Source organism: Flavobacterium sp., assembly GCF_027484705.1.
Taxonomy (GTDB): Bacteria; Bacteroidota; Bacteroidia; order Flavobacteriales; family Flavobacteriaceae; genus Flavobacterium.
Genome location: NZ_JAIXSL010000012.1, coordinates 162223 through 184721 on the forward strand (window position 1 = coordinate 162223; position 22499 = coordinate 184721).

The window sequence follows — 22499 nt, forward strand, 5'->3', positions numbered from 1 at the left end:
AATTAAGTTTTATAAATAGCGAACTCCTAAAAATCAAATTCTTCCATGGAATTCGATTCGGCTTCGCTCGTGGGTTCTTCTTTGACTTTTACATAAGAACGTGCGGCGCCTGTAATCATAATCGGAAGTTGGTTGATCGTGTCGTAGGCTGCAATCAAACCGCGGCGCATCATAATATTCTTAAGCATTCTTTCACGGCTCACCGCAAAAGGTTTCAAGTTGCCATAAGCGTTGAACTGATACATGAAATTTCTCGGGCTAGGAACGATATTCGCCAAATACAAACATTCGTTCAAAGTGAGTTCCGAAGGCCTTTTCTGGAAATAAAATTCGGAAGCTTCGCCGATGCCGTAAACGTTTGGCCCCCATTCGATGATGTTGAAATACACTTCGAGCATGCGTTCTTTGCTGACGATTCTGTTGTTTTCTAAAATGTATACCAACAGGATTTCTTCCATTTTTCTGGACAATGTTTTCTCTCTCGTCAAAAATACATTCTTGATGAGCTGCATGCTGATTGTACTGCCGCCACGGGAGAATTTTCGTGTTTTGATATTTTTAACAATCGATTGCTTGAACGCTTCTTTGATAAAGCCTTTGTGCGAGAAAAACGACGGATCTTCGGTCGTGAGCACACATTTGCGCAAGAACGGCGATATTTGGCTAAGTGGCGTAAAGTTCGGATTGGAATCGCCGACATAAACGCCTCGTTGCGGCACATCATTGATGATCGCATGGTACATAAACGGGCCGTTGAGCATACTCAGATTGGCCTCGCCGTATTTGGTGATGACCAGGTTTTGCTTGTTGAGTTGGCTGTCGAGCACAATCGCGCTAGGTTTGTTTTTGTTGTAAACAAAATTCAGATGAAAATCGAAATCGCCGCTCGCTTCCATGCCTTCAAAATGGCGGAACAATCCTTCGGGCAAAGCGTTGATGAAGTTTTGCGCTTTCATTTTCGGGATCGCGACTTTCAAAGTATAGATTTTATCCGTTTCGTTGTTGTAAGAAACGTAAGGATGGAATTGCATCTGGTTCAGCGTTGCGGTAGAACTGCTATCGACTGCGACAAAGTTTTCTCCGAACAACAAATGGTAATCGAAGCGCGCTTTTTTAATCACGACATCTTTGCTCGCGATTTTAGGATGGTTTATAGTGAAATTGCTGATTGAAGTAAATCCATCGACGTGCAATTCGCCGCCATCCATTTCGATATTAGAAACTTTCCAACGGATCGAATCGAAGCTTGAAAGAATGCCGTAACGCTCATCAAAATAAGGCACTTTGATTTTTCCGGAATCGATATTGAAAAAACGAAGATCGGTTTGTTTGTTTCTAGGATCGGCAAAACCCGCAATCTTCCAGCGTTGGGTAAACGTGTTGGTATGCACTTCTATCGCGGATTCCATTTGTTTGTCGGCGAGCACGAGTGTGTTCATGCGCAGCGTGGCTTTTTTGCCCATGTCGTTCATGCGCAAGGTCAGGTTTTTCAGATTCATGTCGGTCGGAACCAGATTGAGTCCGCGGTTCAGCAAACGATAAACCAGTCTGGCGTAATTCGGTTTTTCACCGGTGTCGACCGTATCTTTTTTGGGAAGGAACGCGTCGAAATTGCGTCCGTATTGATTTTTGACCAACTGTACAAAACCATTTTTGGCTTCAAGACTTCCCAATTGAATGTTCCCGGTAAACAAATGCCAGAAATTGACTTTGGTTTTAACGGATTCGATTTGCAACAACGTATCGGCATTCTTCGGAACCAGTAAAATATCTTCCATCGATACACCATTGAAGCCTTCGAAAGAAGCTTTTTTGATCGTGAAATTGCTGTTGTAATCGGTTTCCATTTTGTGCGAAATATGCGCAATCGCTTTTTGTAACAAAGCATCGCGAAACACAAAAACACTGACAATTAGCAACACAAAGCAAACGCCGACGATTTTAGCGGTAAGGAAAAGTTTCTGCTTTGTAGTTTTGGCCATGGTAAGATTTCCTTGTTATTATCCGAAGAGTTCGCCCGCGACGTCTTCAATTTTTGAGACCAAGCGGATTTTAATAAACGTATTTTTTAACGAAATCTTATTGTATTTCGAAACAAAAATCGTGGTGAACCCTAATTTTTCGGCTTCCTGTATGCGTTGGTCGACGCGATTCACTGGACGAATTTCACCGGAAAGCCCGACTTCGCCCGCAAAACAATAGCCTTCGCCAATCGGAATGTCTTCATTCGAGGATAAAATCGCAGCAACTACAGCAAGATCAATCGCAGGATCGTCTATCGAAATACCGCCGGTAATGTTCAAGAAAACATCTTTGGTTCCCAATCGGAAACCGGCACGTTTTTCCAAAACGGCGAGAATCATGTTGAGTCGTTTGGCGTTGTATCCGGTCGTACTGCGTTGTGGTGTTCCGTAAACCGCCGTGGAGACCAAAGCTTGAATTTCAATCATCAGCGGACGCATGCCTTCTAAAGTCGAAGCGATTGCGGTTCCAGAAAGTGAAATGTCTTTGTGTGAAATCAGGATTTCCGACGGATTCGAAACTTCTCTCAAACCGCTGCCCAACATTTCATAAATACCCAATTCGGCAGTCGATCCGAAACGGTTTTTGAGTGAACGCAGGATTCTGTAGACGTGGTTGCGGTCGCCTTCAAACTGCAACACCGTATCGACCATGTGTTCCAGGATTTTAGGTCCGGCAATGGTGCCGTCTTTGGTGATATGGCCGATTAAAATCACCGGAATATTGGTTTCCTTGGCAAATTTGATAAGTTCGGCTGTGGTTTCCCTGATTTGTGAAATGCTGCCTGGCGAGGCCTCGATATATTCGGTGTGTAAGGTTTGAATCGAATCGATGATGACGATTTCGGGTTCGATTTCCTCAATCTGGCGGAAGATGTTTTGGGTTTTGGTTTCGGTCAGAATGTAACAGTTATCGCCGCTGGGCGTGATGCGTTCCGCGCGCATTTTGATTTGCTTCTGGCTTTCTTCGCCCGAAACATATAAAGTTTTATAAGGCAGTTTGAGGGAAATCTGCAGCAGCAACGTACTTTTTCCGATGCCGGGTTCACCGCCCAAAAGGATTAGGGAACCGGGAACGATGCCGCCGCCGAGCACTCGGTTGAGTTCGCCATCAAGCGTATTCATACGTACTTCCTGAGCCGCATCAATCTCTTTTATTTTTAAAGGCTTGGCTACTTTTTTAGATTCTGACGAAGCCGATTTCCAGGCAACCTTTTCTTCTTTCTGGATGATTTCCTCAGCAATGGTGTTCCATGCTTTGCAAGCATTGCATTGTCCTTGCCATTTGGCATATTGGGTGCCGCAATTCTGGCAGAAAAAAGACGTTTTTATTTTTGACATGGATGGTTACTGGTTCTTTAATTCGTCGGCTTTGTCGAGCATCATGTCTTTGGTCAGGTCACCGATTTCTTCTTTCTGGAAAGCGCTTTGGTAGGCTTTGACGGCTTTTTTAAGGTCGCCGGTTTTTTCATACATCATAGCCATTTCATAATCTGCCAACATTGTTTTTGGGTAATTCTTTTTGGCCAAATCGGCGAGTTTGTCGAATTCGGCATAGGCTTTATTTTTAAGAATAGCGGCTTCGATGGCTTTGAAATCATTGATTCGGATTGGCATTTTGATGTTCAACGATTTTTCAAGCGTACTGTATTTATTGATTAAATAATCCACATAACCCGACGGAAGCACGGAAATTTTCTCTATAAATTCAGTAGTCGATATGGGCTGATATACCGAGAAAAACTGGTACAAAGCATTCGGAATGGAATGCAACACCAACGAATAATGCGAAGCGCCTTTAAATTCATCGAACTTATAATTGATGGAAGGTTTGGTGATTTTTTTTAATTCAGCATCAAGTTCTCTGATTCTGGACTGCATTTTTTTGACATCGCCATCGGCAGTCGATTGATAATAATAGATGGGTTGATCCAAAGCATTGAAACGGTCCGGAATGTTTTTTTCCATGGCCGTCGGCAATTCCGGGCTCATCGAAATGTACGCATCGAACAATGGTTTTTCTTTATACAAATAAAAATTCAGGAAACCTGCTGTGATATCATGTCCGGCGATGATTTTAAACGGAGCGAGACGGTATTTCTTTTCCATATAGCCCATAAGCTCCATGCCAATGAATTCGAAGAACTGGTTGCCTTTTTCGTCTGGCAATCCGGTGGTTTGATCGATGGTGCAATCGGTTTCGCGTTCGTTGTTTTTGTTTTGGTTCACGCCTACGATAATTACTTCAGGCAAATCGTCCCAATAGGCGCCGTAATTGAGCGCGCCCTGAAAAGGATCAAATAAATAATCGCCGTCAAGGACAATCAGAATCGGGTATTTTTTGTTGGGGCTAGTTAGGTAGGATGGTGGCAATCCTATGGTGATTTCTCTTTTTTCGTTGAGTTTTGGAGAGAAAACTTCTTCTGTAATTTTTTGGGAATAAGCATTTAAAGTACAGAAAACATAAAGGAAGAACACTATTTTTTTCATGCTTTTTTGTTTTGTTTGTTGGTCATTGATAAAAACAGTGAGCAAGATAATGATTTATTTCTTTCTGTTGAAAACCGGTAAAAATATAAATGAAAGGAAACCTAAAGTTAACACGAGTAGCATTTGCGAAGTCCATACAATCCAGCCAAACGCATTTCCGGTGGTTTCAGAAATCGAATAAAAAAGCAGGATTTTGGCCATCAGAAAAGGGTAGGAACCAAAGCCACTGTTGGTAAAAGCGATCGCGATACTGCCAACGACAAACGAAGTCACGACGGCATCGACTGATAAAGAACTTGTTTCGGGAAACACAAAAATGGCGATGTAGAAAGTTAGGATATAGCTAAACCAGATGAATACCGTATGGAAAAGATATGTCCATTTTTTCTTCATATAAACGATACTCATCAGGCCTTCCTCAAGCCCCGATATTTTTTCTTTGAAGGCCAATATCCATTTTACTTTGGAATATTTATAGACTAAAACCGCGGCAATCAAAAACACCGATCCTACGCTCAAAATCAACATCAATTTATACATGGGTATTTTATCGATAATGAAAGAACGGACGATGTCAAATTGTAAAAAAACAGCGAGCATCATAAAAAACAGCAGGCAAACAATATCGACAATGCGTTCGGCTACAATACTACCAAAACCTTTGTCAAATGGGATGTTGTTGTATTTTTTTACAATCAATGCCCTAGAAACCTCGCCTGATTTCGGAACGGTAAGGTTTAAAACATAGCCAATGCTGACCGCCATGAAATTGTTCAGAAACGAAGATTCATAACCCATATGCTCGAGCGAAAATTTCCACCGGTACGCTCTTGAGGCATTTCCAAGAAGGGCCAAACCAGCCGCAAGCCAGATGTAAAAATAATCTGCGTTTTTAAAATAGCTTTTTATTTCCTCGATTTGTGCCGAAGTGAAACTGTAGTAGGTATACAAAGTCAGCAAAATACCGATCACTATTGGCAATAGAATCGACAGCCATTTCTTGATTGAATTTGAAAATGAAACAGTATTAGAAGTTGGCTCGTAAGCCATGTCGGTGCCGGTATCTTGTGGCATTTTTTTTCCCATCGTGCGATTGAAACTAAGTTAAAGAGTTGTCTTTTTCATTCGGAAAGACCAACCAGGGCTTGAATTTTTTGGCTTCTTCAAACTCTAAAAGCGCATAAGACATAATGATGATCACGTCGCCTTTTTGCACTTTTCGAGCGGCCGGACCATTGAGGATAATATCGCCACTGTTGCGGTTACCTTTGATGGCGTAAGTGTCGAAACGTTCGCCGTTGTTGATGTTGACAATCGAGACTTTCTCGCCTTCGATGAGGTTCGAAGCTTCCATGAGCGTTTCGTCTATCGTGATGCTTCCGATGTAATTGAGGTCGGCGCCAGTGACTGTGACGCGATGGATTTTTGATTTGACAACTTCTATTTGCATGACTTGGGAATTTTAGTGTAATGAAATCGTATCGATTAATCGGATATCGTTGATAAAAACCGCAATGAAGGCGCGGTATTTTTTGGTTTTATTTTTTCTGAGGCACGGCAAAAGTTGGTCTTCGTCGGCAATCTGGAAATATTCTAAAGTGATGTTTGGAATTTTATCAAAGGCTTTAGAAACCCATTGGGTAACTGCTAAAGCGCTTTCGATTTTGAATTTTGCTTTAGCTGTTTTTAATGTTTTGTAAATAACAGCAGCTTGTTTTTTTTCAGTTTCTGACAAACGCTCATTTCTCGAACTCATAGCCAAACCGTTATTTTCTCTGTGAATCGGGCAACCGATAACTGTAATCGGCAAGTTTAATTTCTGAACCAGTTTCCTGACGATTTGCAATTGCTGAAAATCTTTTTCGCCAAAATAAGCATGGGTTGGTTTTACGATTTCAAAAAGCCTTTTCACAACCGTGCCAACGCCATCATAATGCCCAGGGCGAAATTGGCCTTCCATCTGGTTTTCGAGCCCGTCAAAATCAAAATGCTGCGAGACGGTATGGCCTTCATAAATATCATCGACACTAGGAGCGTAAATAATGATGTCGTCGGAAACCGTTTTGATTTTTTCGACATCATGTGCTAAAGTACGCGGATATTTTTCGAGATCGTCCTGATTGTTGAATTGCGTCGGATTCACAAAAATGCTGATGACCGTATAGGAATTGTTGAGCATCGATTCTTCTAATAAAGACAGATGTCCGTGGTGCAGCGCGCCCATCGTAGGAACAAAACCGATGGTGGAATTTGCCTTAGAAATCGACTTGAGGTAGGCATTTAAATCGACTTGTTTCTCGAAAATTTTCATGAAAGGATGCTTGAATAGTATGCAAACTTAAGATTTTAGTTAATACCTGCATAAATTTTTGTAATTTTGCCTGTTTTTTGTTGACAATTAGTAAAAGTAAATTACAATATGGAGGATAAGAGGATATTATACGTATCATCTGAAGTGGTCCCTTATTTGGCGGAGAATGAAGTTTCTTTGATGTCTTATGATGTACCCAAAATGATCAATGATCAGGGCGGACAGATTAGGATTTTCATGCCACGATACGGGAATATTAATGAAAGAAGACACCAACTGCATGAGGTAATTCGCTTGTCAGGAATGAATTTGGTCATCAACGATCTGGATATGCCTTTGATTATCAAAGTGGCTTCGATTCCTAAGGAAAGAATTCAGGTTTATTTCATTGATAATGATGAATATTTCAAACGTAAAGCTACTTTTACTGATGAAGAAGGCGCCTTGTATCCAGACAATGACGAACGGGCTATTTTCTTTGCCAAAGGCGTTGTGGAAACCGTGAAAAAACTCAACTGGGTTCCGGATATCATTCATGTTCATGGTTGGTTGGCTTCGATGCTTCCGATATACATGAAACATTACTACAAAGACGAAGCGTTGTTTGTAGACACCAAAATCGTCACTTCGGTTTACAGCCAATCCTTTGATGGGAGCCTTGATGTTGAAATGATTAATAAGGTTAAATTTGACGGTATTCCAGATGACGCGGTAACCGACTTGGTCAATCCTGATTATGACCATGTGATGATGACTGCCATCCGTCATTCAGATGCGGTAATTATTGCTTCAGATAACCTGTCTCCAAGTTTAACAAAATATATTGAATCTTCAGGCAAACCTTTTTTACCTTTCACACCCAAAGATCAGTTCGCAGAAGCGTACACGAATTTTTACAAAAACACGGTTCTGTAATTTAAACATCATTAAAGGGATATGTATAAAAACATTTTTTTTAAAACACTTTTTTTCGCCATCTTACTCAATACTGTCGTTTCGTGCGACAATGATTCGAATGAATTAGGTTCAGACATCATCGGAGGTGATAATTTTGAAACAGGAACTCCAGAAACTTATGCCGTTGTCGCGGGCAATGAGCCAACCGGACCAGTAGAGACCTTAGACCTTCCCATTAATGCCTTAGGGGTTTTCAATAACCCTCCTTTTGGAAAGACTACAGCCAATGTGGCGGTTCAATTGCAAATGGATGCAGCATCCTTAAACCCTACTTTTGACACGGCACTACATCCGGCGATTGAAAGCGTTACGCTGACGATACCCTATTTTTGTACAAAAGGAGAGACCAATGCTAACGGAGAAACACTTTATACCTTAGACTCTATTTACGGGCCGGAAAATTCAAAAATTAAGTTACAGGTTTTTGAATCGAAATACTATATCAGAGATTTAGACCCGAATCCTACATCGGGCGCTCAAAAATATTATAGCAATCAGGATCATGAGTTTGATGTTGTAAAAGGGCAGCTGCTCAATACTTCAAGCGATGCGAGCCAGAATGATCAGTTTGTATTTAGTCCGGCGGAGCTTCAGGAACCAGGAGTAGTAACTGCTGAGGATCAGAACCCTAAGCCGATCCGTTCAGCACCGGGCATGAAGATATCGCTTGATCCAGCATTTTTTACCTCTAAAATTATGTCGGCTCCATCGGGTAAATTATTAAACAACAATGTTTTTAAAGAATATTTCAGAGGATTGTATTTTCGTGCAGAAAATTCCGGAGACGATCAAGGAAGGTTGGCGTTACTTAATATTAAAGGCGGGAAAATTACCATAAAATACAAACAAGATAAAACAACGACTACTACTGTTAACGGGGTGACTACCACGACAACGACAAGAGAAGATAAAAGTTTTGTGTTATTTTTAAACGGAAAATCAGTAGGTTTTTTTAATAACGAATCCACATTGGTTCAAAATACGGATAATATTTATTTAAAAGGAGGCGATGGTTCTATGGCTGTTATTGACCTTTTTGGTCCGGACACGAACGGAGACGGAGTAGCCGATAAGCTTAAAGAGCTTCGGGACAACAAATGGCTCGTGAATGATGCGAGCCTGACTTTTCATATTAATAATGCCGACATGGGATTGGCCGAAAAGCCAAACCGTATTTATTTGTATGATTTGAAAAACAAAAGACCCTTGGTTGATTATTATTCGGACCAGAGCTCAGCATCAAATACAAAGTATGCTAAGTCTGTTCATGGTGGAATCATAAAAAAGAGCGATGGCACCTATAAAATAAAAATTACGAATCATATTAGGGCGCTAATCAATAATAAAGACTCTACCAACGTAAGGTTGGGATTGGTGGTAACGGAAAGCATCAATCTCATTGCCAATAAAAAACTAAGAGCGACCACTCCAACCTATAACATCAGCGAAATGCCATTTTCTTCGATCATCAACCCGTTGGGAACCATATTATTCGGAAGTGGCAATAACGTACCGGAGAATAAAAGAATACAACTTAAAATTTATTATACTAAACCTAAACAAAACTAATTTATGTGTGGAATTGTCGGTTATATCGGATTTAGAGAAGCTTATCCTATTATCATAAAAGGATTGAAACGCTTAGAATACAGAGGTTATGATAGTGCTGGAATCATGCTTTTTGATGGAAATGAATTAAAAGTTTCCAAAACAAAAGGAAAAGTTTCGGATCTGGAAGAAAAATCTTTAAAAGAAAATACTACTCAAGGCAATATTGGGATGGGACACACCCGATGGGCAACACACGGCGTTCCTAACGATGTCAATTCGCATCCGCATTTGTCAAACTCAGGTAATTTGGCCATCATCCATAACGGAATTATCGAAAATTACGAGCCGTTAAAAAAAGAATTAATTAAGAGAGGTTATATTTTCAAATCAGATACCGATACTGAAGTGTTGGTTAATCTGATTGAAGAAGTCCAGAAAAAAGACAACCTAAAATTAGGGAAAGCCGTACAGGTCGCACTCAACCAAGTAGTCGGAGCTTATGCCATTTGTGTTTTCGACAAGAACAATCCGGATGAAATTATCGTCGCCAGATTGGGAAGTCCTTTAGCGATAGGAGTTGGGAATGATGAGTTTTTCATTGCTTCTGATGCTTCACCGTTTATCGAGTATACTTCAAATGCCATTTATCTTGAAGATGAAGAAATGGCCATCGTTCGTTTGCACAAACCATTGAAAATAAGAAAGATTAAAGACGATTCTTTGGTAGATCCTTATGTTCAGGAATTGAAAATGAACCTTGAGCAAATCGAAAAGGGCGGTTACGATCACTTCATGCTTAAAGAAATCTATGAGCAACCAAGCGTTATCAAAGATACTTACCGAGGCCGTTTGTTAGCCAACCAGGGAATTATTCAAATGGCTGGTGTGGAAGACAATATCGAAAAATTCCTCAACGCCGAAAGAATATTAATCGTTGCCTGCGGAACTTCTTGGCATGCAGGATTGGTTGCCGAATACATCATCGAAGAATTTGCCAGAATTCCGGTTGAAGTAGAATATGCTTCAGAATTTAGATACAGAAACCCAATCATTAACAAAGGTGATGTCGTTATCGCGATTTCTCAATCAGGAGAAACAGCCGATAGTCTTGCCGCTATCAAGTTAGCCAAGGAAAGAGGCGCTTTTGTCTTTGGTGTATGTAATGTTGTGGGTTCATCAATCTCGAGAGAAACACACGCTGGAGCTTATACGCATGCTGGTCCGGAAATCGGAGTAGCTTCTACCAAAGCATTCACGACACAAATTACAGTACTGACCATGATTGCTTTGCGTTTGGCAAAAGCGAAAGGAACCTTGTCTAATTCTGATTTCCACAGGTATTTGCAAGAGCTTGAAATCATCCCTGAAAAAGTGCTTGAAGCCTTGCAGACGAATGATAAAGCTAAAGAAATCGCCGCTAAATTTAAAGATGCGCCGAATTGTCTTTATTTAGGTAGAGGCTATAATTTCCCGGTGGCTTTGGAAGGCGCCTTAAAATTAAAAGAGATTTCATACATACACGCTGAAGGTTACCCTGCGGCAGAAATGAAACACGGACCTATTGCCCTAATCGATGAGCAGATGCCCGTGATTGTTATTGCGCCTAAGCAAGGGCATTATGACAAAGTGGTGAGCAACATTCAGGAAATCAAATCCAGAAGCGGAAAAATCATTGCGATTGTCACTAAAGGCGATGTGCAGGTGCGTGATTTGGCAGATTATGTTATTGAAATTCCTGAATCTTCAGACGCATTATCACCATTATTGACTACGATTCCGTTGCAATTGCTTTCTTACCATATCGCTGTGATGAGAGGTTGCAACGTAGATCAGCCAAGAAACTTAGCCAAATCGGTTACAGTAGAATAAAAAGGCAACTTCTATAATTTAAAGCGGGATTTATTCCCGCTTTTTTTATGGACTTTAAACAAATTTTTATTGTGATTAATTCAATATTGTTTTTGTTTTATAGGCGCGCATAATATTTTTTTTAAGCATATTGCCAATACGTTAACAAAAACTTAAAAAGTCGGCTTGATGCCATATAAACAATGAAGAATTAATATTTTGAGGATTGTGAAATTTAAGCGGTGTTTTTTACGAAATGATAAAAATATTTGTACTTTGGCTACATAAACCAACAAAATTTAAACCCAATGAAATTGTATTTATTCATCATGTCATTGTTTTTTTGCTGCACGATTAATGCACAGAATACAATCACAGGTTCTGTTACTGATAGTAACAAGCAACCCATTCCCGGTGCCAATGTTAAAGTTATTGGTGAATCTGCCGGAACAACGACCGACTCCGACGGTAATTTCAAGTTAAGCACTGCGGCAAAACTTCCATTTAACATTGAAGTTACCAGTGTGGGTTACGGAAATAAAAGCTTGAAAATCACAAGTGAAAATCAAAAGGTAACTATTGTTTTGACCGATGAAGAAACCAAATTAAATGAAATTGTGGTTTCTGCATCAAGAACACCTGAAAGAGTGATAGAGTCGCCCGTTACGATTGAAAGAATGGGATTAAAAGAGATTAAGGGTTCTACAGCTGCCACATATTATGATGGACTAGAAAACCTTAAAGAAGTACATTTCAATACGAGTAGTTTGTCTTTCAAGTCTATAAATGCTAGAGGATTTGCAACAGTTGCCAATACCCGTTTCATGCAATTGGTTGACGGAATGGATAATTCCTCACCAGCTCTAAATTTTGTCTTGGGAAATCTAATTGGACTTTCCGAATTAGATGTTGCTAGTGTCGAATTGCTTCCGGGCGCTTCTTCTGCTTTGTATGGCGCGAATGCATTTAATGGTATTTTATTTATGAATAGTAAAAGCCCTTTCACAAGCCAAGGAATTAGTACCTATATTAAATACGGACAAACTTCTCAAAAAACAGCCGGAACTAATGATTATTGGGATTTCGGAATTCGAGCGGCTCATGCTTTCAATAAATACATAGCCGGTAAAGCCAATTTAAACATCATGAGAGCTACCGAATGGATAGCCTCAGACAATCGAGATGTACGTGGAGGTCTCGTTGGACATGAAAACAATCAAAATTACGACGGTTTAAACTACTATGGAGATGAAGCTTCTATTTTCATTCCTAATGTAGGACAAGTCAGTAGAACCGGGTATCGCGATCAAGATTTGAATGATAATAAAATCAAAAGTGTAAAAGCTGATTTGTCTTTACATATCAAACCTTGGGCTAATGACTTCGAAATTATTTTACAAAGCAAAGTAGGAACAGGAAATACAATTTATCAAGGAGCCAACCGATATGCTTTGAAAAATTTCTTCATGAATCAAAACAAAATTGAGGTAAAAGGAAACAATTTCTTCGTTAGAGGGTATATGACTTCAGAAGATGCTGGAAATTCATACAACATGACTTTTGCTGGTTTGAAAGTAAATGAAGAATGGAAGAGCAATACAAACTGGTTTACTGATTACGGAAGAGCATTTCAATTGTCAAGTGCTGTATTGGGCTTTAGTACAAGTCAAGCTTCTGCATATGCAAGAAATTTTGCGGATTACAACTTAACGCCACTTTTGCCAATTCCAGTGAGCAATTTAGGAGGCGCCAACGGAACAAGATTGTTGCCTGGAACCTCAGAATATAAAGCTGCGCTAAACAAAGTAATCGGTAACTCTAACCCAATTACAGGAGGTGCAAAATTTGAAGACCAATCAAAAATTTACCATTCCGATGCCAATTATAATTTTAAAGACAAAATTAAGTTCGCTGAAATTCAAGTAGGTGGTTCGCTGCGTCAATACGAAATGAATTCTAACGGAAGTATCTTTACTGACGGCGATGGAAAAATCACTTATAACGAATACGGAATCTACACTCAATTAACCAAAAAGTTCTTGAAAGAAGAACGTCTGAAATTTACAGGTTCTATTCGTTACGATAAAAGCCAAAACTTCGATGGATTTGTATCTCCAAGAGTGGCTTTTGTATACTCTGCTGGTGCTTCTAAAAGACATAACATTAGAGTTTCTTATCAGACAGGATTTAGAAATCCAACAACTCAAGATCAGTACATTGGTTTAGATGTTGGTCCATACGCGTTAGTCGGTTCAGCTCCGGATAACTTAGAGCGCTATTCTGAAATTAGAGGAGAAAATTTTAATGGAAGTGGCGTTATTTCTGATGAAGGACAAACAATTTTAAATGGTGCAACACAAGTAACAATGGAAGGTACACGAGCTTATAAAAATTCTTTTACCAAAGAATCTGTAACAGCATTTGATAACGCAATTTCAGCAGGTCAAACAGCTGAGACTGCAGCATTAAATCTTCAAGTTGCTAATATTGAATTGGTAAAACCTGAAAGAGTTCAAGCTTTTGAATTAGGATATCGCACCGTAATACAAAATGATTTGTCAATCGATATCAATGGGTATTATAATATTTACAACGACTTCTTAAATCAAGCCAGAGTGCTTGCTCCTTATTATGGAGATGTAAAGGATGTGACGCTTGGATCAAACTCAGTGACTGCTATCAAAAACAAAGACAGAAGAGAATACAATGTTTACACCAACTCGCAAACGCAAGTGACGTCAGTAGGATTTGGAGTAGGATTGGGTAAAAAAGTATACAAAGACTTCGAAGTAAGTGTGAATTATAATTTTGCTGATTTTGAATTTGATCAAGACAAAGATCCTTCTTTTGTAGCCGGATTTAACACACCGAAGCACAGAGTAAAAGCATCATTAGGAAATGATAAATTGTTTAAAAATTTTGGTTTCAACACCAATGTACGTTGGAATACAGAATACTTATGGGAATCTAATTTTGGCGACGGTATGGTTCCAGAAAACACCGTTTTTGATGCACAAATTAATTATGCAATACCAGGTATAAAATCAATGTTAAAAATAGGAGGGAACAATATATTTGGAAAAGATTACATCCAAGTAATAGGAGCTGGAGCCATAGGACAAATATGGTATGCATCATTGACCATCAATCCTTAATTATTCATTAAATCAATATTTAAAATTATTTCAATTATGATAAAAAATTTCAAATGGCTAGTATTGGTTTCGTTAACCTTTATAGCATGCTCCAGTAACGACGACGACGACGCAACACCTGTTGAAGTGCCAGTTACTGCAGGCTCGGCTGATTTTACAAAATATGTTGCCCTAGGAAACTCACTTACTGCAGGTTATAGCGATGGTGCACTTTTTATAGCGGGACAGCAAGGGTCATACACGAACATATTGGCGCAACAATTTTCGCTAGTTGGCGGCGGAGAATTTAAGATTCCATTCATGAAAGATAATATCGGAGGAATTTTATTTGGAGGCACACAAAGACCTGGTTTTGGACCAAGATTATATTTCACCGGAAATTCAGCTTCTCCAGCAGCAGCAGTTGCAGGGCCACCTACCACCGAAGTGGCAGATCCGTCAACGTCTTTGGCTGGTCCATACAATAATATGGGTGTTCCAGGAGCAAAAAGTTTTCATTTGTTAGCGCCTGGTTATGGAAATATCAGCGGTCTTTTTGCTGTTCCACCAACAGCAAATCCATATTTTGTTCGTTTTGCGTCTTCTCCAGGGACTTCGATTTTGGCAGATGCACTAGCCCAAAATCCAACATTTTTTTCACTTTGGATTGGAAACAATGATGTTTTAGGATATGCAACGGCTGGCGGAATGAATGTCGCTCAAGATCCAGTATTCGGAAGCGATATTACACCTTCAGCGGGGCCTCCAGGGGTTGGGTTCGATGCTACATATACCTTCCTAGTTGAAAGTTTGACCGCTTCTGGCGCAAAGGGTGTTGTCGCTAATATTCCTTACGTAAATACAATTCCTTTTTTCACCACAGTTGGATATAATCCAATTCCAGAATTGACTCAAGCTCAAGCAGATCAATTAAACGCGGGATATGCGGCATACAATGGGGGGCTTCAGGCAGCTAAGAATTTAGGGATAATTACTGAAGAGGAAAGGTTGCAAAGAGCCATAGTTTTTACTGCTGGCAAAAAAAAACCGGTCGTAATGGTTGATGAATATCTTACTGATATTACCTCACTGAATCCAGCTTTGATTAAAATGAGACTAACTACCAGTCAAGACTACATTGTGTTAAGCTCACAAGGAACAAGTGCGCAGTCATTTATAGCGGCTGGAAATGGTACTGCTGCAGGACCATTATCTGATCGATGGGTTTTATCTAAAAACGAAGTAGCAGAATTAAAAACCGCTACAGATGCTTACAATGTAACGATTAAGGCATTAGCGACTTCCAAAAACTTGGCTTTTGTTGATGCAAATGCTGTTTTAAGTCAAGTGTTTAACGGCGGAATTCGTTTTGATAATTATCATCTATCATCTAGTTATGCTGTAGGCGGTGCATTCTCAATGGATGGCGTTCATCCAAGTCCAAGAGGATACGCACTAATCGCAAATAAATTCATGGAAGCCATCAACGCTAAATATGGTTCAACATTCAGACCCGTTGATTTAGGGAAATATAAAGTCCAATATCCTGCGACGCTTAATTAATTGAAGCATTTCTGATAGTCACAAAACCATCCTTGCCATAAGGATGGTTTTATTTTTAATAAACTTTATTAGATTAATCAGTTGTAAGAGCATTCATAAAGGAATCAATAAAAAAGACATATTTTTTTATTAAAATAATATTGATTTTTTATTTTAAAAATTTATCTTTGCACTCGAAAAAAAGAGGTGTTTCCCGCCTGTGATTTCACAAACCTAAATAGCTATTTAATAAATACATAAGCAATGTCAAAAGTAATAGGAAAAGTTGCACAAATCATCGGTCCGGTCGTGGACGTAGTATTCAACGGTAAGGATGTTGAACTTCCAAAAATTTATGATTCCCTAGAAATCACTAAAAAAGACGGTACTTTATTGGTACTTGAAGTACAGTCACACATTGGAGAAAACACCGTACGTACCATTTCCATGGATTCCACAGACGGTTTGAGCAGAGGTTATGAAGTTGTAGGGACAGGAAATCCAATCAAAATGCCAATCGGTGCAGACGTTTACGGACGTTTGTTCAACGTAATCGGTGACGCTATCGACGGTTTGGGGGAATTGCCTAAAACAGGAGAAAACGGAATGTCCATCCACAGACCGGCTCCAAAATTTGAAGATCTTTCAACTTCATCAGAAGTTTTATTCACAGGAATCAAAGTAATCGACCTGATTGAGCCTTATGCAAAAGGAGGGAAAATCGGTTTGTTCGGTGGTGCCGGTGTTGGTAAAACCGTATTGATTCAGGAGTTGATCAACAATATCGCAAAAGGTCACGGTGGACTTTCCGTATTCGCAGGAGTAGGTGAGAGAACCCGTGAAGGAAATGACTTGCTTCGTGAGATGCTTGAGTCAGGGATTATAAAATACGGAGATGCGTTCATGCACTCTATGGAAGAAGGCGGATGGGATTTATCCAAAGTAGATATGCCGGGAATGAGAGAATCCAAAGCGACTTTCGTGTTCGGACAAATGAACGAACCACCAGGAGCACGAGCTCGTGTGGCGCTTTCAGGATTGACCATCGCTGAATACTTTCGTGACGGAGCAGGTTCAGACCAAGGAAAAGACGTATTGTTCTTCGTGGATAACATCTTCCGTTTTACACAGGCAGGTTCTGAGGTATCGGCACTTTTAGGGCGTATGCCATCTGCGGTAGGTTACCAGCCAACCTTAGCAACAGAAATGGGTGCGATGCAAGAACGTATCACCTCTACAAACAAAGGTTCTATTACATCTGTACAAGCGGTTTACGTACCTGCGGATGACTTAACAGATCCGGCTCCGGCTACGACCTTTGCCCACTTAGATGCTACAACCGTATTGTCTCGTAAAATTGCCGAGCTAGGAATTTACCCAGCGGTAGATCCACTAGATTCTACTTCAAGAATCCTTACGCCGCAAATCTTAGGTGCTGAGCACTACGACTGCGCACAAAGAGTAAAAGAAATCCTTCAGAAATACAAACAGTTGCAAGATATCATCGCGATTTTGGGTATGGAAGAGTTGTCAGAGGAAGACAAACTTTCGGTATCAAGAGCGCGTCGTGTACAACGTTTCTTGTCACAACCGTTCCACGTAGCGGAGCAGTTTACAGGTATTCCAGGGGTTTTGGTAGATATCAAAGACACCATCAAAGGATTCAACATGATCATCGACGGTGAACTCGATCACTTGCCAGAAGCGGCTTTCAACTTGAAAGGAACCATCGAAGACGTAGTGGAAGCTGGACAAAAAATGTTGGCTGAAGCATAATTATTTTAAATTTTAAATGATGAATTTTGAATTGGAACCTCAATTCCAATACATGTCTCATTCAAAATTTAAAATTCAAAATCCAAAATAAAAAAAATGATTTTAGAAATAGTATCACCAGAATCCAAATTGTTTCAGGGCGAAGTCACTTCAGTATCGCTTCCGGGTGTTGACGGTAGTTTCCAGATCCTGAACCACCACGCGCCAATCGTTGCCACACTCAAAGCGGGCGACATTAAAATCGCAGCGCCAGGATTCAAATTCGATAAGGAAATCGCTGCTAAATTCACCAAAATCAACGAGCAGACGTACACCCTAAAAATTGATTCGGGAACCATCGAGATGAAAGACAACAAAGTCATCGTTTTGGTCGACTAAAGAATATAAATTATAAGAAGAACGCCTGGCATTTGTCAGGCGTTTTTTATTTCTAATATTTTTTTCAGGAGCTATTCCGGCTATCCATTCCCAATCTTTAGTGCCGAACAACGGCACCAAAGGATTTCCATTACTATCCGGGCTAGGGAACCGTTCTAGGGATTACTTATCTTCAACATATTCCAGAATATCGCCGGGCTGACATTCCAAAATATTGCAAATCATTTCCAACGTTGAGAAACGAACCGCTTTGGCTTTCCCCGTTTTTAAGATCGATAAATTGGCCGTAGTAATCCCAATGCGTTCGGCAAGTTCGTTCGAGCGCATCTTCCGCTTGGCAAGCATCACATCAAGATTTAAAACAATAGGCATGTTTATATGGTAAGTTCGTTTTCGTCTTTAATGATTTTAGCCTCATTAAAAATGTAACTCAAAATAATGAAGAACAAAGATATGATAATAGAAAACGCCATCGACTCCGGTTTGATTGTACTCATGGTTAAATGAATCGTCGCATTGTTCAGTGCGCCATAAATATAAGCCGGAATAGTCACGAGTAATGAAGACACCAACATCGAAATACCAATAGCTTTCAAAGATTTTACCGACAAATCCGTAAAGAACTCTTTTCGCACAAACATCGCGATGAGTTTCTTAAGTTCATAAACAGCATAGATAAATAGGGCATAACCCGCGACCATCAATAAAGCTACAAAAATGAAAGCGGTATCGAAATGTTCGATTTTCTGACCCGCAATTTCAACATTCATCTTCGACATGTTGCCTGTAATCAAACCATAGAGTAAACCAAGAAGGCTGACTATCATCACAATCATCGAGAATACAATAACAACATCTAAGATGGTTTTAAGTTGGTAAATTTTTTTCATTTTTCTGTGTTTTAAGTTTGGTCAAATATATAAAAATTATTGATAAACAATAATAAAGCAATAAAAAACAATAATTTATTTTTTCTTAAATCACAATGTCCTCGATTTTTTATTGATTTTAATTCGTGAATTCGTGGCTGATATAATCCCCAAAACCATAACTTTGCCCTTATGAAGTTTCCGAAAAACCTATCCGACAAACTCGAAACCCGAAAGCAAAACAATGCCGAGCGCCAATTGCCTTCAGTAAGTTCCAACATCGATTTCGCTTCGAATGATTATCTGGGTTTTGCCCAATCGGAAACTATTTTCCATCAAACCCATCAGTTTTTAATCGACAGTGATTATCTCGAAAATGGGGCAACAGGTTCACGACTCCTTTCCGGAAACCATCCCTTATATACTTTAGCCGAAAATCAAATCGCCCAATTTCACCAAGCCGAATCCGCATTGATTTTTAATTCCGGCTATGATGCTAACGTGGGTTTTTTCAGCAGCGTTCCGCAAAAAGGCGATTTCATTCTTTATGATGAGTTATGTCACGCTTCCATCCGCGACGGCATCCGATTGTCAAGTGCCAAATCCTATAAATTTCAACACAACGATTACGAAGATTTAGAGCGGTTGCTGATGCAATGTCAGACACAATTTGTCGAAATTTACATTGTCACCGAATCCGTTTTTTCTATGGATGGCGATGCACCAAATCTTGAAGCGATTGCAAACCTCGCCGAAAAAAACGAGGCTCACATCGTGATTGATGAAGCGCATGCACTTGGCGTTTTCGGAAATCATGGTGAAGGATTGGTCCAAAGCCTGCAACTTCAGGATAAAATTTTCGCCAGAATTGTAACCTTCGGAAAAGGATTGGGTTGCCACGGTGCAGCGGTTTTGGGAAGCGATGAACTCAAAAATTATCTCGTTAATTTCGCACGTAGTTTTATATACACCACTGGGCTTTCACCGCACGCGATTGCGACTATTTATGTGGCATATCAAGCCTTGGAGCAAGACCAAATTTCGTTAGAAAAACTTCGAAAGAACATCAATATTTTCAACCAACAAAAGCTATTGTTGGGCCTGAAGCCGTTGTTTGTTCGTAGCAAATCAGCCATCCAAAGTGCCATTATTCCGGGCAATGAAAAAGTAAAAACCATCGCTTCAAAACTCCAGCATCATGGCTTCGATGTCAAAGCCATTCTTTCGCCAACAGTTCCCGAAGGTCAAGAACGCCTGCGATTTTGCATTCACAGCTACAACACTTCAGAAGAAATTTCCTCGCTGATGGCTTGTCTTCAGTCACTTCTTTAAATAAAAGCAAATTTTTCTGTAACGTTTGGGTGGTTTGATTACTTACGGGCGGTAATCCAATAAATCGAAACATCATGAAACCAGCAACTACAACACTGCAGCAATTAAAAGTGGCCGTAATTATTCTAGTGGCGTTTTTGTCGTCTTGCGGCCTGAGTTATTCAATCATCAGGTTTTTGACCACCGACGCGCCGCGACCGACGTTCCTATTTCCGTTATTCGTCATTTCCGTTTTGATTTTAGCCAAAATGGCGCTATCCTTTAAAAAGGCACCTAAGCATCAGTAAGCAGCAACTGTTTCAATCATTCATCAAAAAAACAATCATGAAAAATCTATTCAAAATACTGTTCGTACTTATCGCATTCGGATATAGTTTATCTTCAAATGCGCAATCATCCAACAACAAAAATTCCGTGCTCTGGGAAGTTTCAGGTAACGGATTAAAAAAACCGTCGTATCTTTTTGGCACCATTCACATGATCTGCGGAAAAGATTTTGTCATGTGGCCCAAAGCAACCGATGCATTCGCCAAAACATCAAAATTAGCTTTAGAAATCAATATGGCCGATCCCAACGAAATGGCGACAGCACAACAAATGGCCATGGGAAAAGCACCGTTAAGCACAACATTAACCGCAAAACAAAAAGCGGATCTTGAAAGCATCTTGCAAAAAAACGGAGTCGGCACGTTGGCGCAACTAGACAGTTATACGCTCGAAACTGTGATGAGTTTGCTGTTTATGAAATCATTCGGCTGCCCGGATTTGAAATTTTATGAAATGGAATTCATTACTAAAGCCCATGAAAGCAATAAACCTGTTGTGGGTTTAGAGAAAGTAGCAGAGCAACTCGAGTTTTTAAACCAATCCTTTTCAGACGATGAGATGATTGCTTATTTGCAACAAATAGATGCCAATATGTGTGCGGAAATGGTCAAACAATACACCAATCAAGATGTGGATGGTTTGTATCAAATGATGATTGAGAAAGATTCAATGTCGACCAACACCCAAAAAATATTGCTAGACAACCGAAATGCAAAATGGGTCAAAACCATGCCCGAAATGATGCAGCAAGAAAGTGTTTTCTTTGCGTTTGGCGCGGCGCATTTGGCAGGTGAAAAAGGCGTCATCAACTTATTAAAACAAGCCGGATATTCCTTAAGACCAATAATGAACTAAAGCTTTGAAAGCAAAAGAACAAGAGTTTTTAACCCGCATTGCGAACCATAAAGGAATCCTTTTTAAGGTTTCCAAAATGTATATGGACAATCCTGACGATCAACAAGATTTGTTTCAGGAAATGGTGCTCCAGTTGTGGAAAGCGTATGATAGTTTCAAAGGCGAAAGTCAGTTTTCGACCTGGATGTATCGTGTGGCGATTAATACTTCGATTGTTTTTTTGAAAAAGGAAAAGCGCAAAGTTGACAAATACGATTTGGCATCCGACAATATTAAAGAAGAAGAAAGCGATGCCGACGAGCAGGAAATGAAGTTGCAACATTTTTATAAAGCGGTGCAGCAATTGGATAAAATAGACAAAGCGATTATTTTTTACCAACTTGAAGGTTATTCGCATAAGGAAATCGGAAGCAATCTCGGAATTTCAGAGGGAAATGCTCGCGTGAAACTCAACAGGGCCAAAGAAAAATTAAAAGAAATCATAAAAAAACAAGGATATGGATTTTAACGATTTACAATCAGCCTGGAAGAACGAAAACACTGAAAACGTAAAACTTCCCACACAATTAGAAAAAATAAACTCGGCCAATATGCCGTTGGAAAGCATCAAGAAAAATTTGAAAAATGAGTTTGTTTATCAAATTTTATCGATTGTTTTTCTGGGATTCATTCCTTTATTTATGAATTTTCCTTCGAAAGGTATGGCCATTTTTTACCTGATGTTTTCGCTATTCGTAGGCGTTTGCATTTATTATTTGGTCAAACTCTATCGATTTTATCTGACATTGGGTAAAACAACGTTAAACACTAAGGATAGCTTATATGAAACTTATTACGAAATCCGCTTGAATATGGAACTTTATAAAACTTTCGGCTTTGCCTTAATTCCTTTTTTAATTTTATTTCTTTTTGGAATTTTATATTACGAAATTCCGGAATTTTTCAACAAAGGAATCAATAGTACTTCTTTTTTAGTCACTACTTTTTCAATAGTTGTTTTTTCTATTCTCTATATGGGCTTCGCACTCGAGTGGTGGGTGCATCATTTTTATGGGAAATATGCCGCAGCAATGCGCAAAGTTATTGATGAGCTCAAAGAAGAATAATA

Annotated in this window: 20 protein-coding genes; 12 read left to right on the forward strand and 8 right to left on the reverse strand. The window is 39.6% G+C overall.

The annotated features are described in order from the left end of the window. Positions 1–26: 26 nt before the first annotated feature. The 6 genes from Q0058_RS07455 to panC are packed head-to-tail and all read right to left on the reverse strand — an operon-like array spanning position 27 to position 6822. The gene (locus tag Q0058_RS07455; RefSeq protein WP_298222444.1) at positions 27–1982 is read right to left on the reverse strand and encodes a biosynthetic peptidoglycan transglycosylase; all 1956 of its coding nucleotides are present in this window, start codon (positions 1980–1982) and stop codon (positions 27–29) included. Between the two features lie 18 nt (positions 1983–2000). Then, on the reverse strand, positions 2001–3362 hold the full coding sequence (gene radA, locus Q0058_RS07460) for a DNA repair protein RadA (RefSeq protein WP_298222447.1): 1362 nt from the start codon (positions 3360–3362) through the stop codon (positions 2001–2003). A gap of 6 nt (positions 3363–3368) precedes the next feature. Then, positions 3369–4511, reverse strand: a complete 1143-nt coding sequence (locus Q0058_RS07465; protein WP_298222449.1) for an alpha/beta hydrolase-fold protein — start codon at positions 4509–4511, stop codon at positions 3369–3371. Between the two features lie 54 nt (positions 4512–4565). Further along, positions 4566–5585, reverse strand: coding sequence for a lysylphosphatidylglycerol synthase transmembrane domain-containing protein (locus tag Q0058_RS07470; RefSeq protein WP_298222451.1), 1020 nt, complete (start codon positions 5583–5585; stop codon positions 4566–4568). A 25-nt stretch (positions 5586–5610) separates the two neighbouring features. Further along, positions 5611–5961, reverse strand: a complete 351-nt coding sequence (gene panD, locus Q0058_RS07475; RefSeq protein WP_298222453.1) for an aspartate 1-decarboxylase — start codon at positions 5959–5961, stop codon at positions 5611–5613. 12 nt (positions 5962–5973) lie between these two features. Next, complete coding sequence (gene panC, locus Q0058_RS07480) at positions 5974–6822, reverse strand: pantoate--beta-alanine ligase (RefSeq protein ID WP_298222455.1); 849 nt, start codon at positions 6820–6822, stop codon at positions 5974–5976. 108 nt (positions 6823–6930) lie between these two features. Between panC and Q0058_RS07485 the strand changes: the two genes are divergently transcribed. The 7 genes from Q0058_RS07485 (at position 6931) to Q0058_RS07515 (ending at position 18008) form a co-directional block, all read left to right on the forward strand. Then, positions 6931–7737: a glycogen/starch synthase gene (locus Q0058_RS07485; RefSeq protein WP_298222457.1), complete on the forward strand. Its 807-nt coding sequence runs from the start codon at positions 6931–6933 to the stop codon at positions 7735–7737. A gap of 21 nt (positions 7738–7758) precedes the next feature. Further along, a complete protein-coding gene (locus Q0058_RS07490; protein WP_298222459.1) occupies positions 7759–9348 on the forward strand; it encodes a DUF4270 domain-containing protein in 1590 nt (529 codons plus the stop codon). 3 nt (positions 9349–9351) lie between these two features. Continuing rightward, on the forward strand, positions 9352–11199 hold the full coding sequence (gene glmS, locus Q0058_RS07495; RefSeq protein ID WP_298222461.1) for a glutamine--fructose-6-phosphate transaminase (isomerizing): 1848 nt from the start codon (positions 9352–9354) through the stop codon (positions 11197–11199). Positions 11200–11486: 287 nt separating this feature from the next. Next, a complete protein-coding gene (locus Q0058_RS07500; RefSeq protein ID WP_298222463.1) occupies positions 11487–14333 on the forward strand; it encodes a TonB-dependent receptor in 2847 nt (948 codons plus the stop codon). Positions 14334–14369: 36 nt separating this feature from the next. Beyond that, positions 14370–15875 carry a G-D-S-L family lipolytic protein gene (locus tag Q0058_RS07505; RefSeq protein WP_298222466.1) on the forward strand — a complete coding sequence of 502 codons (1506 nt, stop codon included), beginning with the start codon at positions 14370–14372 and terminating at the stop codon, positions 15873–15875. 243 nt (positions 15876–16118) lie between these two features. After that, positions 16119–17630: a F0F1 ATP synthase subunit beta gene (gene atpD / locus Q0058_RS07510; protein ID WP_298222468.1), complete on the forward strand. Its 1512-nt coding sequence runs from the start codon at positions 16119–16121 to the stop codon at positions 17628–17630. Between the two features lie 96 nt (positions 17631–17726). Beyond that, on the forward strand, positions 17727–18008 hold the full coding sequence (locus Q0058_RS07515) for a F0F1 ATP synthase subunit epsilon (RefSeq protein WP_298222470.1): 282 nt from the start codon (positions 17727–17729) through the stop codon (positions 18006–18008). A gap of 162 nt (positions 18009–18170) precedes the next feature. Here Q0058_RS07515 and Q0058_RS07520 read toward each other — a convergent pair whose 3' ends face one another. Continuing rightward, positions 18171–18380, reverse strand: a complete 210-nt coding sequence (locus Q0058_RS07520; protein ID WP_298222472.1) for a helix-turn-helix transcriptional regulator — start codon at positions 18378–18380, stop codon at positions 18171–18173. A 2-nt stretch (positions 18381–18382) separates the two neighbouring features. After that, positions 18383–18898 (reverse strand): DUF2975 domain-containing protein, encoded by a 516-nt coding sequence (locus tag Q0058_RS07525; RefSeq protein ID WP_298222474.1) that lies wholly within the window; start codon positions 18896–18898, stop codon positions 18383–18385. A gap of 171 nt (positions 18899–19069) precedes the next feature. Here Q0058_RS07525 and Q0058_RS07530 point away from each other — a divergent pair, with 171 nt between their 5' ends. The 5 genes from Q0058_RS07530 to Q0058_RS07550 all read left to right on the forward strand — a co-directional run bounded on the left by Q0058_RS07530 (position 19070) and on the right by Q0058_RS07550 (position 22497). After that, on the forward strand, positions 19070–20209 hold the full coding sequence (locus Q0058_RS07530) for an 8-amino-7-oxononanoate synthase (protein WP_298222476.1): 1140 nt from the start codon (positions 19070–19072) through the stop codon (positions 20207–20209). 74 nt (positions 20210–20283) lie between these two features. Beyond that, entirely contained in the window at positions 20284–20496 is a 213-nt protein-coding gene (locus Q0058_RS07535; protein WP_298222478.1) for a hypothetical protein, read from the forward strand. Positions 20497–20533: 37 nt separating this feature from the next. Then, entirely contained in the window at positions 20534–21391 is an 858-nt protein-coding gene (locus tag Q0058_RS07540; protein ID WP_298222480.1) for a TraB/GumN family protein, read from the forward strand. Between the two features lie 4 nt (positions 21392–21395). Continuing rightward, positions 21396–21899: an RNA polymerase sigma factor gene (locus Q0058_RS07545; protein ID WP_298222482.1), complete on the forward strand. Its 504-nt coding sequence runs from the start codon at positions 21396–21398 to the stop codon at positions 21897–21899. Then, positions 21889–22497, forward strand: a complete 609-nt coding sequence (locus Q0058_RS07550) for a hypothetical protein (protein WP_298222485.1) — start codon at positions 21889–21891, stop codon at positions 22495–22497. Before Q0058_RS07545 ends, Q0058_RS07550 begins: the two co-directional genes overlap by 11 nt. The last annotated feature ends 2 nt before the right edge of the window (positions 22498–22499 follow it).

Excerpts from the sequence above, each read along its gene's own strand:
- Q0058_RS07485 (WP_298222457.1), top strand. The coding sequence starts at position 6,931 with ATGGAGGATAAGAGGATATTATACGTATCATCTGAAGTGGTCCCTTAT.
- Q0058_RS07535 (WP_298222478.1), top strand. The coding sequence starts at position 20,284 with ATGAAACCAGCAACTACAACACTGCAGCAATTAAAAGTGGCCGTAATT.
- Q0058_RS07540 (WP_298222480.1), top strand. The coding sequence starts at position 20,534 with ATGAAAAATCTATTCAAAATACTGTTCGTACTTATCGCATTCGGATAT.
- panC (WP_298222455.1), bottom strand. The coding sequence starts at position 6,822 with ATGAAAATTTTCGAGAAACAAGTCGATTTAAATGCCTACCTCAAGTCG.
- panD (WP_298222453.1), bottom strand. The coding sequence starts at position 5,961 with ATGCAAATAGAAGTTGTCAAATCAAAAATCCATCGCGTCACAGTCACT.
- Q0058_RS07505 (WP_298222466.1), top strand. The coding sequence starts at position 14,370 with ATGATAAAAAATTTCAAATGGCTAGTATTGGTTTCGTTAACCTTTATA.
- Q0058_RS07470 (WP_298222451.1), bottom strand. The coding sequence starts at position 5,585 with ATGCCACAAGATACCGGCACCGACATGGCTTACGAGCCAACTTCTAAT.
- Q0058_RS07515 (WP_298222470.1), top strand. The coding sequence starts at position 17,727 with ATGATTTTAGAAATAGTATCACCAGAATCCAAATTGTTTCAGGGCGAA.
- Q0058_RS07525 (WP_298222474.1), bottom strand. The coding sequence starts at position 18,898 with ATGAAAAAAATTTACCAACTTAAAACCATCTTAGATGTTGTTATTGTA.
- Q0058_RS07550 (WP_298222485.1), top strand. The coding sequence starts at position 21,889 with ATGGATTTTAACGATTTACAATCAGCCTGGAAGAACGAAAACACTGAA.
- atpD (WP_298222468.1), top strand. The coding sequence starts at position 16,119 with ATGTCAAAAGTAATAGGAAAAGTTGCACAAATCATCGGTCCGGTCGTG.
- Q0058_RS07530 (WP_298222476.1), top strand. The coding sequence starts at position 19,070 with ATGAAGTTTCCGAAAAACCTATCCGACAAACTCGAAACCCGAAAGCAA.
- Q0058_RS07500 (WP_298222463.1), top strand. The coding sequence starts at position 11,487 with ATGAAATTGTATTTATTCATCATGTCATTGTTTTTTTGCTGCACGATT.
- Q0058_RS07520 (WP_298222472.1), bottom strand. The coding sequence starts at position 18,380 with ATGCCTATTGTTTTAAATCTTGATGTGATGCTTGCCAAGCGGAAGATG.
- Q0058_RS07465 (WP_298222449.1), bottom strand. The coding sequence starts at position 4,511 with ATGAAAAAAATAGTGTTCTTCCTTTATGTTTTCTGTACTTTAAATGCT.
- Q0058_RS07455 (WP_298222444.1), bottom strand. The coding sequence starts at position 1,982 with ATGGCCAAAACTACAAAGCAGAAACTTTTCCTTACCGCTAAAATCGTC.
- Q0058_RS07490 (WP_298222459.1), top strand. The coding sequence starts at position 7,759 with ATGTATAAAAACATTTTTTTTAAAACACTTTTTTTCGCCATCTTACTC.
- radA (WP_298222447.1), bottom strand. The coding sequence starts at position 3,362 with ATGTCAAAAATAAAAACGTCTTTTTTCTGCCAGAATTGCGGCACCCAA.
- glmS (WP_298222461.1), top strand. The coding sequence starts at position 9,352 with ATGTGTGGAATTGTCGGTTATATCGGATTTAGAGAAGCTTATCCTATT.